The sequence below is a fragment of the Dryocola sp. LX212 genome (assembly GCA_041504365.1).
Taxonomy (GTDB): Bacteria; Pseudomonadota; Gammaproteobacteria; order Enterobacterales; family Enterobacteriaceae; genus Dryocola.
This window is the reverse complement of sequence record CP167917.1, coordinates 193,997-207,031: the sequence shown is the minus strand read 5'-3', so window position 1 is coordinate 207,031 and position 13,035 is coordinate 193,997. Positions and strand designations below refer to the sequence as shown.

Annotated in this window: 11 protein-coding genes; 3 read left to right on the top strand and 8 right to left on the bottom strand. The window is 55.5% G+C overall.

Translation table 11 applies throughout. The annotated features are described in order from the left end of the window. Positions 1 to 238: 238 nt before the first annotated feature. The gene (gene uspA / locus ACA108_00985; GenBank protein XEX96151.1) at positions 239 to 676 is read left to right on the top strand and encodes a universal stress protein UspA; all 438 of its coding nucleotides are present in this window, start codon (positions 239 to 241) and stop codon (positions 674 to 676) included. Positions 677 to 904: 228 nt separating this feature from the next. On the opposite strand, the gene ACA108_00980 is transcribed toward uspA, so the two are convergent. The 5 genes from ACA108_00980 to prlC form a co-directional block, all read right to left on the bottom strand. Continuing rightward, positions 905 to 2,173, bottom strand: coding sequence for an MFS transporter (locus tag ACA108_00980; protein ID XEX96150.1), 1,269 nt, complete (start codon positions 2,171 to 2,173; stop codon positions 905 to 907). Positions 2,174 to 2,233: 60 nt separating this feature from the next. Continuing rightward, on the bottom strand, positions 2,234 to 2,509 hold the full coding sequence (locus tag ACA108_00975; GenBank protein ID XEX96149.1) for a cupin domain-containing protein: 276 nt from the start codon (positions 2,507 to 2,509) through the stop codon (positions 2,234 to 2,236). 37 nt (positions 2,510 to 2,546) lie between these two features. Continuing rightward, positions 2,547 to 3,098, bottom strand: coding sequence for a TetR/AcrR family transcriptional regulator (locus ACA108_00970; protein XEX96148.1), 552 nt, complete (start codon positions 3,096 to 3,098; stop codon positions 2,547 to 2,549). 440 nt (positions 3,099 to 3,538) lie between these two features. Continuing rightward, positions 3,539 to 4,291 carry a 16S rRNA (guanine(1516)-N(2))-methyltransferase RsmJ gene (gene rsmJ, locus ACA108_00965; GenBank protein ID XEX96147.1) on the bottom strand — a complete coding sequence of 251 codons (753 nt, stop codon included), beginning with the start codon at positions 4,289 to 4,291 and terminating at the stop codon, positions 3,539 to 3,541. Positions 4,292 to 4,316: 25 nt separating this feature from the next. Beyond that, on the bottom strand, positions 4,317 to 6,359 hold the full coding sequence (prlC, locus tag ACA108_00960) for an oligopeptidase A (protein XEX96146.1): 2,043 nt from the start codon (positions 6,357 to 6,359) through the stop codon (positions 4,317 to 4,319). Between the two features lie 170 nt (positions 6,360 to 6,529). On the opposite strand from prlC, the gene ACA108_00955 reads away from it, so the two are divergent. Next, entirely contained in the window at positions 6,530 to 7,372 is an 843-nt protein-coding gene (locus ACA108_00955) for a 23S rRNA (adenine(2030)-N(6))-methyltransferase RlmJ (GenBank protein ID XEX96145.1), read from the top strand. A 4-nt stretch (positions 7,373 to 7,376) separates the two neighbouring features. On the opposite strand, the gene ACA108_00950 is transcribed toward ACA108_00955, so the two are convergent. Then, complete coding sequence (locus tag ACA108_00950) at positions 7,377 to 8,078, bottom strand: polymer-forming cytoskeletal protein (GenBank protein XEX96144.1); 702 nt, start codon at positions 8,076 to 8,078, stop codon at positions 7,377 to 7,379. Between the two features lie 220 nt (positions 8,079 to 8,298). Here ACA108_00950 and gorA point away from each other — a divergent pair, with 220 nt between their 5' ends. Then, the gene (gene gorA, locus ACA108_00945; protein XEX96143.1) at positions 8,299 to 9,651 is read left to right on the top strand and encodes a glutathione-disulfide reductase; all 1,353 of its coding nucleotides are present in this window, start codon (positions 8,299 to 8,301) and stop codon (positions 9,649 to 9,651) included. A 70-nt stretch (positions 9,652 to 9,721) separates the two neighbouring features. Here the strand turns inward: gorA and ACA108_00940 are convergent, their stop codons facing one another. Next, on the bottom strand, positions 9,722 to 11,353 hold the full coding sequence (locus tag ACA108_00940) for an STY4199 family HEPN domain-containing protein (protein XEX96142.1): 1,632 nt from the start codon (positions 11,351 to 11,353) through the stop codon (positions 9,722 to 9,724). Between the two features lie 168 nt (positions 11,354 to 11,521). Continuing rightward, on the bottom strand, positions 11,522 to 12,940 hold the full coding sequence (locus tag ACA108_00935; GenBank protein XEX96141.1) for a PLP-dependent aminotransferase family protein: 1,419 nt from the start codon (positions 12,938 to 12,940) through the stop codon (positions 11,522 to 11,524). Positions 12,941 to 13,035: the final 95 nt, after the last annotated feature.

Genomic DNA, 13,035 nt, shown 5'->3' with positions numbered 1-13,035 from the left:
TTCCGGAACGGCTTCTTTAATAGTGTAGGAGATCCCCTAATTTTTTCGCCATAAGGTTAACCATAATCAAGACGGTAAACGCTATTTTTGGCTTGAATGTTTAAAAGGGTGGCGGATTGACGGGTTTTATCATTCGGGATAGGGTAGAAATAGCATCTACAATTGAAGTCCTTACGCCGGAATTGGTTCTGCGTGGGTTCCAGGCAGGTCTGTGACAACTTATGGAAGGAGTATAATTATGGCTTACAAACACATTCTGATCGCGGTAGACCTCTCCCCGGAGAGCAAAGTCCTGGTGGAAAAGGCCGTGTCTATGGCTCGTCCATACAACGCGAAGGTTTCCCTGATTCATGTCGATGTAAACTACTCCGATCTCTACACCGGTTTGATCGACGTAAACCTTGGGGATATGCAAAAGCGTATTTCTGAAGAGACGCACAATGCGCTGAGCGAGCTGTCTACCGGCGCAGGCTACCCAATTACCGAGACCTTAAGCGGCAGCGGTGACCTGGGCCAGGTGCTGGTCGACGCCATCAAGAAGTACGATATGGATCTGGTGGTCTGCGGTCACCATCAGGATTTCTGGAGCAAACTGATGTCCTCTGCGCGCCAGCTTATCAACACCGTACACATCGATATGCTGATTGTACCGCTGCGTGACGAAGACGAAGACTAACCGTTCTTAACCGTAGGGCGGATAAGCGAGAGCGCCATCCGCCCCTAACCCTCTAATGACCAGACGGTATTACGTTCCCACCTTCTCCCTTTGCTGAACTCTGAGAGTTTGATTTGCGTTCAAGTTGTCACCAGCGAGGTGCCTGCATAATGGGCCGGTCTGGCCAGCTTCTTGCCGGGAAGCTAAATGCCGGAGGCGTCTGGTATTTCTCTCGCAGTGATTGTGCATTCATGCTGCCGTTTCCTTGCGGGGTTTAACTTTTGGGAAAAAAATCAGCGCGATGACGGCGCACAAAGCAGAGGCAAACCAGACCGCGCTCCAGTTGGCGTTGGTTTGTAACCATGGAATGGCAATAGGTGTAATAAACATCACGATAAACACGCTGGTATTGCCCATGGCCAACGCGGTCCCTGCCCGTTTCGCTCCGGCCATTGACGCAAGTTCGGTGTAGGCCACGCCATGCCAGGCTGACACAACGATTCCCGAAAGCATAAAGATGCCAGCCAGAAACAGTGAAGCAAACGGGTAGCCTGCCAGCTGCGACCAGAAAGCCACCACGACGCTCAGCACCACAAAAGCGACAATACTCATTGTGGTACAGGTCTTAAGGTAGCTTTTGCGGTTCTGATTTTTATCCGTCCAGCGCCCGCTCCAGATTCTTGCCACCATCGCCCCCACCTGAATCACCGCAAGACCCACCGACACCAGAACAATGTTGATATGGGCAAAATCGTGCAAAAAGATCGAGCCGAAAGTCAGCAGCGCGAACTGCGGGCCGCACAAAATGCCGATAGCGAGGACAATTTTCCAGATAGCAGCGTCATACAGCGGACTTTTCCCCGCGCAAGCCTGCACCGCAGGCGTCTCCCCGGCGGCGGCTTTCGGTCGGTCCGGCTCATGCAGCCACAGCCAGGCATAAAATCCGGCAACAATACACAGCATCGCCGAGACGATAAACATCGGTACAAACCCATAATTAGCGGCCAGAAAAGGTAATAACAATGCGCCTACGCCATAGCCCATAGGGACGGCGGTCTGACGAATGCTCATCGCAAGTCCACGCTCTCCTTCCTGGAACCATGCCATGATGGCTCTCCCACTCGAGCCATTAACACTGCTCCCCAACAGTCCGACCGCCAGAACACCTGCAATCAGCAGTCCGTAAGGTGGGATAAAATCAGCATGGGGTGCAGCGAAGCCCGCCATCAGCAGCAGCATTACCGCCGTGCTAAATAAGCCGGTAAGCAACACGGGTCTGTCCCCCCAGCGGTCGGTCAGCAGCCCCCAGGGCAGCTCACTGATGGCGATACCTAACCCTAACATCCCCAGAACGAAGCCCAGCTCGGCGTTAGTAATATGGTAACCGGAACGCATAAAGACGGCCGTGGCAGGCAGGCCGCCGACCACCATTGAGAAGCAGGCGTTAGCCGCAACGCCAATACCCAGCACTTTCCAGCGGTGGCGGCTGCCCCGCAAAACGGTTGTTGTGTCGGTCATTGTGCACACTCCTCGGTAGATGATGTCTGATGGTTCAGGCTGAACACGTCTTTTACGCGTTTAATTGCCGCGGTACTGCCGATAAACACCGTTATCATCTTCAAAGCTGCCGTCGAGGATCAGAAACGTTTCGTGTCCCGTATGGAGATGAGATTTTGCAGACGAACCCGCCGCACAATGCACCAGAGCAATACGCTGTCCGGAAACATCGTCGCGATAAATATCAAAAATTCGCGCATCCTTACGCTCAAGAGAAGTGTGCGATTCCCATGCCAGCTCATTCATATCTTTCAATACGGAAAGCAAATTCAGGGTGACGGGTAAATTGTTGCTCATGCCATTAACTCCAAAAAATACTTTGCTGAACAATCAGTCAGTCCAGCAAGTCAATGACCCCTGCAATTGCCTGTTTGTAGTACGCCTCAGACTGAGTCGCACGGGCAATGACAAAGGCTCCCTGGGTAACAGAAACGATAGTTAGCGCTGTCTGTTTCACATTGAGGTCAGCCGAAAATTCACCTGCGGCTTTACCCGCCTCAAGCACCTTCTCCAGCTCCCCAATTAACCATTCAAAATTGTTTGCTATCGGCTCGCGCAGAGAGTCATCAGCAATGATTTCGCTGTCCTGTGCCAGCCCGCCCATACGGCAGCCTGATAAAATATCGCGCTCTCGCAGCAGGTAATCTTCAATTTTTTTTCTGGCACTTTTGTTTGTGCTGAAAATCCCCACAATCTCATTTTGCAGCTCATGAGCATTCGCCAGAATGCTTTGACGGGCAAGATCCGACTTGCCTTTAAAATGGTGATACATACTGCCCTGACCCGCACCTGATATCAGTTGGATCTCTTTTGGGCTGGTGTTGGAGTAGCCTTTTTTCCAGAGTAGTTCTTGCATCGTTTTGATCAGCGTGTCTTTTGTTTTCATTTTTGTACCTATTAGTATGTAAAATTGCAATCACATTTTTGTTGAAGAGTTGTTAATGATCTTATCCAGCAACTTTTTAGATGTAGATCTTATGTGAACATTATTGTTCTGTATAAAATTACGCGAACATGTTACAGAGGTGAAACGATGGGGAGTAGACGTTCTGGGTTGAACAGCACAATCACCGATGATGCAATAGCTTCCCAATATATCTTATTGGAGCACATTACCTGGAGCAGATGAAATCTCGGTAAAATATATGTTAAAAAAGATCACAAAAAATTTTTGTGCAGATAAAAAAATTGCCTCCAGAGGAGGCAATACGGTCTGCTGACAAACCTCATCCTTTCGCCAGACGAGTATGTGTCTCTAAATAGAAAACAAGGAAGATCGATTCATTGATTTTAGGTTGCCAACCACAAAGAACTTTTTGTCAGCAATCAGAGAGGCGTTCCAGAGTAAATATCAAACCGGTGTCCCTTAGTCACCACTGCATTCTTTGTTTCAACTCCCCCGAGCGGCGGCGCGTAATCCGGGCGCTTCACCACCACGCGTTTAGTTGCTAACAGGCGCGCAGGCGCAAGCAGGCCATCGGCATCTTCGTCTGGCCCCACCAGCGACTGAAACACCCGCATCTCTTTTTTCACCAGCGCGCTTTTCTGTTTGTGCGGGAACATCGGATCCAGATAAACCACCTCCGGGCGCGGCGTGATATCGCTTAACGCCGTCAGGCTCGAAGCATGGATCAGCTGCAGTCGCTCCTGCAGCCAGCCGCCGATCTCCGTGTCCTGATAACCACGGCGCAGGCCGTCCTCCAGCAGCGCGGCAACCACCGGGTTACGTTCCAGCATCCGCACGCGGCAGCCCACGGACGCCAGCACGAAGGCATCCCGACCCAGCCCCGCCGTGGCGTCCACTACGTCTGGCAGATAGCCGCTTTTGATACCAACGGCCTTCGCAACCGCCTCACCTCTGCCACCGCCAAACTTACGGCGGTGCGCCATCGCACCAGAGACAAAATCGACGAAAATACCGCCGAGCTTTGGCTCATCGCGCTTGCGCAGTTCGAGGTGTTCCGGAGTAAGTACCAGCGCCATCGGGGCGTCTTCGTCGTGGGTAAGCCCCCAGCGCTCGCTCAAAAGAGATAAGGCGCCGGAGTCGGCGCCTGATTCAGTCAATAAACAGATTTTCACGAAATGATTCAGCCCTTGATGCCCATTATCCCTTGATACCATAGTGGTCGAGCATGGCATCCAGCTGCGGCTCGCGGCCACGGAAGCGTTTGAACAGTTCCATCGGCTCTTCGGAACCGCCGCGGGTCAGGATGTTATCGAGGAACGACTGCCCCGTTTCGCGGTTAAAGATGCCCTCTTCTTCGAAGCGGGAGAAGGCATCCGCTGCCAGCACGTCGGCCCACAGATAGCTGTAGTAGCCTGCCGCGTAACCACCGGCAAAGATGTGGCTGAAGGCGTGCGGGAAACGGCCCCACTTCGGTGATGGCACCACAGCAACCAGCTTCTTAATCTCCGCCAGGGTTTCCAGCACTTTCGCGCCGTGCTGCGGGTTAAACTCCGCGTGCAGGCGGAAGTCGAACAGGCCGAACTCCAGCTGGCGCAGGATAAACAGCGCTGCCTGATAGTTCTTGGCCGCCAGCATTTTCTCTAACAGCGCCTGCGGCAGCGGTTCGCCGGTTTCGAAGTGGCCGGAGATAAACGCCAGCGCCTCCGGCTCCCAGCACCAGTTTTCCATAAACTGGCTCGGCAGCTCGACCGCATCCCACGGCACGCCGTTGATACCGGATACGCCCGCCGTTTCGACTTTAGTCAGCATATGGTGCAGGCCGTGGCCGAACTCATGGAACAGGGTGATCACTTCGTCGTGGGTGAACAGCGCGGGCTTGCCGCTGACCGGACGGTTGAAGTTGCAGGTCAGGTAGGCGACCGGCTTTTGCAGCGAGCCGTCTGCCAGGCGCATCTGGCCAACGCAGTCGTCCATCCACGCCCCGCCGCGCTTGTTTTCACGAGCGTAAAGATCTAAATAGAAGCTGCCGCGCAGCTCGTTTTTTTCGTCATACAGCTCGAAGAAACGGACGTCTTTGTGCCAGACGTCAATGTCCTTACGCTCTTTGGCAGTGATGCCATAGATGCGCTTCACGACTTCGAACAGGCCAACTACGGCGCGGTCTTCCGGGAAGTACGGGCGTAGCTGTTCGTCGCTGATGCTGTACAGATGCTGCTTCTGCTTTTCGCTGTAGTAGGTGATATCCCACGGCTCCAGCTCATCAACATTGAACTCTTTCTTTGCAAAGGCGCGCAGCTGCGCCAGTTCGGCTTCGCCCTGCGGACGCGCGCGTTTGGCGAGATCGGTCAGGAACTCCAGCACCTGCTGCGGGTTTTCCGCCATCTTGGTCGCCAGCGATTTTTCAGCGTAGTTGCCAAAGCCCAGCAGCTCCGCCAGCTCGTGGCGCAGCGCCAGAATTTCTTCCATGACCGGGGTGTTATCCCACTTGCCCGCATTCGGCCCCTGGTCGGAGGCGCGGGTGGCATAGGCACGGTACATTTCTTCACGCAGGGCACGGTTGTCACAGTAAGTGAGCACTGGCAAATAGCTCGGAATATCCAGCGTCAGCAGCCAGCCGTCCTGTTCTTTCGCTTCCGCCTGGGCACGGGCCGCCGCCAGCGCGCTTTCCGGCATCCCGGACAGCTCGGCTTCGTCAGTAATCAGCTTCGACCAGCCCATGGTCGCATCAAGCACGTTGTTGCTGTAGGTGGAACCCAGCTCGGAAAGACGGGCGGCGATTTCGCCATAGCGCGTCTGTTTTTCCTTCGGCAGGCCGATGCCGGACAGTTCGAAATCACGCAGCGCGTTATCAACGGCTTTTTTCTCCGCCACGCTCAGTGCGGCATAATTGGCGCCATCACGCAGATCGCGATAGGCCTGATACAGCCCTTCGTGCTGACCGACCCAGGTGCTGTATTCGGACAGCAGCGGCAGCGTCTGCTCGTAGGCTTCACGCAGCTCCGGGCTGTTCTGCACGGAATTCAGATGGCTGACCGGCGAGAAAATGCGCCCCAGACGATCGTCCACTTCCGCCAGCGGCTGGCAAAGGTTCTGCCAGCTGTACGGCGCGCCCTGCGCCACCACGTTTTCCACCGCAGCACGGCAGTCGTCCAGCGCCTTTGTCACAGCCGGGACAACATGTTCAGGTTTGAGGGAAGAAAACGGAGGAAGCTCGAAAGGGGTCAACAATGGATTAGTCATAAGCGCGGTTCCTGTAATTGGGCAAGTTGAGCGCTCATCTGGCGCTCTCAAAGGCAATCTCTTTAACATGAGGCTTAGTGTAGTTAATTTCAATGCCGGGCGAAGGGCATAAGGCTGTATACTGTGCAGATTAGTTGTTCTTCTTTTGTCTTTTGGAAACCCTGCAAGCCATGCTCAGTTATCGCCACAGCTTTCACGCCGGCAACCACGCCGACGTACTGAAACACACCGTTCAAAGCCTGATTATTGAATCCTTAAAAGAGAAAGAGAAGCCGTTTCTTTATCTCGATACCCATGCAGGCGCTGGCCGGTACAAGCTGAGCAGCGAACATGCCGAACGCACCGGCGAGTATATGGAAGGCATCGCCCGTATCTGGCAGCAGGACAGCCTGCCGGAAGAGCTGGAGCCGTACATCAGCGCCGTTAAAGCGCTTAACCACAGCGGCAACTTGCGCTATTACCCTGGATCCCCGCTGATTGCGCGCCACCTGCTGCGCGAGCAGGACAGCCTGCAGCTGACCGAGCTGCACCCGTCGGATTTCCCGCTGCTGCGTTCTGAATTCCAGAAGGATAACCGTGCCCGCGTGGAGCGCGCCGATGGCTACACGCAGCTGAAGGCTAAGCTGCCGCCGGTATCCCGTCGCGGCCTGATTCTGATCGACCCGCCTTACGAAATTAAAACCGACTATCAGGACGTGGTGAAGGGCATCAGCGAAGGCTACAAACGCTTTGCGACCGGCACCTACGCGCTGTGGTATCCGGTGGTTCTGCGTCAGCAGATTAAACGTATGCTGCGCGAGCTGGAAGAGACCGGCATTCGCCGCATTCTGCAAATCGAACTGGCCGTGCGCCCGGACAGCGACCAGCGCGGCATGACCGCTTCAGGAATGATTGTGATTAACCCGCCGTGGAAGCTTGAGCAGCAGATGACAAACGTGCTGCCGTGGCTGCACAAAACCCTGGTGCCGGCGGGTACGGGCTCAACGACCCTAAGCTGGGTCGTGCCGGAGTAATCCGCTACTCGCCCAGGGCCTGGGCGACAGCCGAAGAGGGTTTTGCAGGCTTATCCTGCTGGCCCTTTTTTATTCTCACAATGCGCTCAGATTCCGTTTCCCGCTTAACCCCGGCGGACAAACGCTCGGACGTGCCGATAAAGCTGCCGCCCGGGCAAATAGAGAACTGGTCGCTGCGGCATACGCCCTCAATTTCACCGAGCTCCAGGATTTCAACCTTGTCACCAATACAGGTTCCCTTCGCGTGGCCGTTAATAATAATATTCGGCGCGGTAAATTCCCCCTCAATATAACCGTCACGCATGACATGTAATATTCCATCCACCAGAGTTATATTTCCCATGACTCTGCCATAGACATGAATATCGCCTTCGATCTTCACATCGCCGGTAAACAGGGTGTTTTGCGCCACCACGGTACAGTGCCGTGCCAATTGCGGTGTTGCGGCCGGTTCATTTTCAGCGGGAGCAGCGGCTTGCGGGTCCGCTAAGTGCGCGGCTTCTTCGGTAAAATCCTTATTTTTCTTTTTAAACATTTCCATTCCTTTTTTGATGCCTGGCTGGCGAAGCAAGAAGAGTAAAAGCAGCAATGCGAAAGCGGCAAACATCACTGCTGACCAGTGCAGAACATAACTGGCAAGCGCAGTTGCCCAGCTCAACCAGATGCCCCATAACAGCGTATCTGTTTTCGTATGGTCAATTTTCATGATGCGAGGGGAATAAAGCTTCCTTAACCTTAACTGCACAAACTGTCCAGAAATGGAGTGTATATAAAGCCGTCAGACCTTCGCCATCGCTAATCTCGCTGTTATGATAAATTTGCCATCGGCCTTGCATAGTGCAGTCATAGAAGCACCTTTTGCGGCAACGGGAAGTTAAGCGTTACAATCCGGGCAACTCTTTTTACTCATTCATGGGAACCTGCAGATGACCAAACACTATGATTACCTCGCCATCGGCGGCGGCAGCGGCGGCATCGCCTCGATTAACCGAGCGGCAATGTATGGTAAGAAATGCGCGCTGATCGAAGCAAAAGATCTGGGCGGCACCTGTGTGAACGTGGGCTGTGTACCGAAAAAAGTGATGTGGCATGCGGCGCAAATCGCCGAGGCGATCCACAACTATGGCCCAGATTACGGTTTTGACACCACCGTGAACAAGTTTGACTGGGACAAGCTGATCGCCGCCCGTACCGCTTATATCGACCGCATTCATACCTCCTACGACAACGTGCTGGGTAAAAACAACGTCGATGTAATTCGTGGCTTCGCAAAATTTGTTGATGCGCAAACCGTGGAAGTGAACGGCGAAACGATTACCGCTGACCATATCCTGATTGCCACCGGCGGTCGCCCAAGCCACACGGATATTCCGGGCGTGGAATACGGTATTGATTCAGACGGTTTCTTCGCGCTGCCAGCGCTGCCAAAACGCGTGGCGGTTGTGGGCGCGGGCTATATCGCCGTAGAAATTGCAGGCGTGGTAAACGCGTTGGGTTCTGAAACGCACCTGTTCGTGCGCAAGCACGCGCCGCTGCGCACCTTCGACCCGCTGATCGTTGAAACGCTGCTGGAAGTGATCAACACCGAAGGCCCAACGCTGCACACCCAGGCCGTGCCAAAAGCGGTTATCAAGAATGCCGACGGCAGCCTGACGCTGGAGCTTGAAGATGGCCGCAGCGAAACCGTAGACTGCCTGATCTGGGCGATTGGCCGTGAACCGGCAACGGACAACTTCAACCTGGCCGTGACCGGCGTGAAAACCAACGCCAAAGGCTACATCGAAGTCGATAAATTCCAGAACACCAGCGTGCCGGGTATTTACGCGGTAGGCGACAACACCGGTGCCGTTGAGCTGACGCCGGTTGCGGTTGCCGCAGGCCGCCGCCTGTCCGAGCGCCTGTTCAACAACAAGCCGGACGAGCATCTGGACTTTAGCAACGTGCCAACGGTGGTGTTCAGCCATCCGCCAATCGGCACCGTGGGCCTGACCGAACCGCAGGCGCGCGAGCAGTATGGCGATGACAACGTTAAGGTCTATAAATCCTCCTTCACCGCGATGTATACTGCCATCACCTCCCACCGCCAGCCGTGCCGCATGAAGCTGGTCTGCGCGGGCGCAGACGAGAAAATTGTCGGTATCCACGGCATCGGCTACGGCATGGACGAAATGCTGCAGGGCTTCGCCGTGGCGCTGAAAATGGGCGCAACGAAGAAAGACTTTGACAACACGGTTGCTATTCACCCGACCGGCTCGGAAGAGTTTGTGACTATGCGTTAATAAATCGCCAGCACATCAAAAAGCCAGGGACGCCTGGCTTTTCTGTTTCTACTCGTCCTATAACAGATTTTCACTTAATCGCATTATAAATAGCCTGCTGGATGCGGACTTCGCTGTCATCCACGGGGGCGTCCTGCCCTTTAGCTCCGACGCTGCGTTTTTGTGCCGCCGCCTGCCGCAGCAGCGCTCTTTCAAGCTCTTCCTTCTGCCGCTTTATCGTCCCGGGCGTGCTGCAAAATGCCTGTAAAAACTCCTCCCGCTTCGGCGTCAGGCTCTGCCCGTCGTTCATCGCCTGCGCGATAGTCGATATCATTCTGCGGCACGGGCGCGGCTCGTCCATCTGCGAGCGATACTGAAGCAGGGTGGTCAATGCCTCCCGGTAGTCTGCGGCAAGGGCAGGCTCTGCGAAGGAGGCTTTCCAGTTCATTCCCCCTTGCATAAACAGCTTTATGATGCGCGAATCCCCGCGCGCAATGGCTGAACGCAGGCTGTTTTCATCCCAGGTCATGCCCATATTCGCCAGCATATCCCTTGGGCTGACGTTTTCCGGGGCGTGCTCCGCCGCCATTACTGACGCGGTGACCTGAGGTGTGCGGTTATCCTGCGGCTCGCTGTTCATATCGTTCACGATAGTGAGGATAAATATCACGATGCCGATAACGCCTATCCCCACCATGGCCCACAGCGCAACGGATGCGGTATCGGCTACGTCCCGCTGCTTATCCGCATTACGCAGGTCCGGCCGTTCGATGGCGTCTTTGATCTCTTCCGTGTCGCCGCCCGTCACCTCATGCCGTCTGTGGGCGCGGGTAATATAATCGTCCAGTTCGTCTTCGTCGCAGGAGAGCAGAGCGCGAGGATTCACCGGCATACGCCCTTCGTCGCAGGCTTTCTGGATCGCACCGCTTATCTCGTAGTAATAGTTATCAAGCAGCGTGGCCTGTGCGCTGGTTAACGGGCGCTGCTCCAGAAGATCGTTACGGATCAGGCGGACGTCATCGAGGAAGGTTTGCAGCGTTTTACGCCGATCGATAAACAGGCTCAGCTGCGGCGAAGTCTGATAAAGCGCGGCGTAGTGGCGGGCGAACTCTTTTTTATCCACCAGCAGCTGGGCCAGCTCGCCAAAGCGCATGCCGCTGAGAATATCGCCCCGCTCGGCGTTTTTAAGCCAGCGCCTGACTTTTTCCGCGCCGAACTGCGTTTTCAGCTGGTTTACCAGCTGCGTCTGGCTCCCCCAGGCGCCGTTAATCACCCCGCGCAGCATCAGCTCAAGAGCGCGAATCTGCCGCTTCGCCGTATTTTGCAGGCCCGCATCCTCCCCGGCCAGCTCGGTTGAATAGCTCAGCAACGGCTGTTTACTGCGCACCAGCTCCAGAAAACCAATAAAGCGCAGGGCGGCAATCAGCTGGTTATCGCTGACCTCCTGCCCGCTTTCATACTGCGGAACAAGCTGCTGGAGGTGGCGTAGAGAAAGGGTGAACTGCGAAATTTCAGCGTCGTTCAGATTGAGCCGCCGGGCCACCGCTCCCCAGCTGCCTATCCCCTGGCGGGCCAGCTCAAGCTGCTGATAAAACCACTGTGGGTCCTTGCCTTCGGCAACGCGAATTCTTAAAAGCGGGAGGATCTGTAATGACGCCTTACGTATCACGCTCAGGCAAGTCTCAAACTTATCCCGTGTCAGCAGCTGTGCGGTGCTGGTCATGATTATCCTTTATAAGGTAAGCGGCGTGAAAACGCCTGACGCGGTCAGCCCGCGCCAATCCATCGACGATGGTATTTTTATGGTTGTAGGGTCAGGGCGCAGTTTCGCCATTAAACAGGAGTGTAGCGCGCATTAACCCGGATCTATGCCCGAATAAGCGAGGAAAAACTAAGCGTTTTCCAGCACATGGCCCAGCGCCTCACCCGTTGTGCGCAGCGCCGCTTCAAGGGCGGCATCGATCGGCAAAGCATAGTTCAGACGCAGACAATTGCGATATTTTCCGGAGGCCGACAGCAGCGATCCCGCCACCATCTGAATGCCCTGCTCGCGCAGCGCGCAGCAGATGGGAACCAGATCGATATTTTCCGGCATTTCCACCCACATGATAAACCCCCCCTGCGGACGGCTGACGCAGATGCCACACGGGAAGTATTGCCGCACCCGGCAGGTGAACTCTTCAAGGTTACGATGGTAAATCTGCCGCATGCGGCGCAGATGGCGATGGTAATGGCCGTTGCGGATAAACTCAGCTACCGCGTATTGTGCAATCGTGCCCGTGCTGCCCGTACCGATGTATTTCGTATGCAAAGCGCGGTCAAGGTAGCGCCCCGGCACAATCCAGCCTACGCGCAGCCCCGGTGAGAGCGTTTTGGAGAAAGAGCTGCACAGCAGCACGCGGCCGTCGATATCCAGATACTTGATGGTCATAGGCCGCGGATATTCGTAGGCCGTCTCGCCGTACACGTCATCTTCGATAATCGCGATATCAAAGCGCTGGGCCAGGCAGAACACCGCCTTTTTGCGCGCTTCGGGCATGATAAAACCGAGCGGGTTATTACAGGTGGGGACAAGTATCACCGCTTTGATCGGCCACTGCTCGAGCGCCAGCTCCAGCGCCTCCACGCTGATGCCGGTGACGGAGTCGGTGGGGATCTCGACCACCTTAACGCCGTAGGCGCGCAGCATCTGCATGGTGCCGTGAAACGACGGAGACTCGACGGCCACGATATCGCCCGGCTCGCACACGGCGCGAATGGCAATGGACAGCGCTTCGTGGCAGCCGTTGGTGATGAGGATATCGTCGCTGTTGACCACGCAGCCGCTGTCGAGCATCAGCCGGGAGATCTGCTGGCGCAGGGCGCGCATCCCGTAAAGGCTGTCGTAGCCGAGCAGCTCAGGGTTCTGATACTGGGCAATGCGCCCAAGCTCTCGCCATAGCGGTTTCATAGTGGGCTGGGAGACGTCAGGATTGCCGCTGCCCAACGGCACCATTTCACGCTCTTCCCTGGCCGAGAGCTGTTCGAGCACGGCATCCCACTGGGTGATTTCTACGGGGCGCTGTACCGGACGGGTCAGAGGCGGGACGGGAGGCTGGGCTTTGCGATGGGTGACGAAATAGCCGGAGCGCGGCTGGGGTGAAATAAGCTGGCGATCCTCCAGAAGATGGTAGGCCTGCTGAACGGTGCTGATACTGACGCCGTGCTCGCTGCTCAGGCTGCGCACCGAGGGCAGCCGCTCGCCGCTACGGTATAGCCCCTGTTCGATGCGTTCCGCCAGCAAAGTGGCAAGATGTTGGTAGCGCGTCATGCTGTATCCTCTTTTTAAACCATACAGAGCCGATAACCAGTACAGATTCCCGGTCAGAGCACCATTCAGTTCAAGTTTTAGCGCTTCTGTATGTT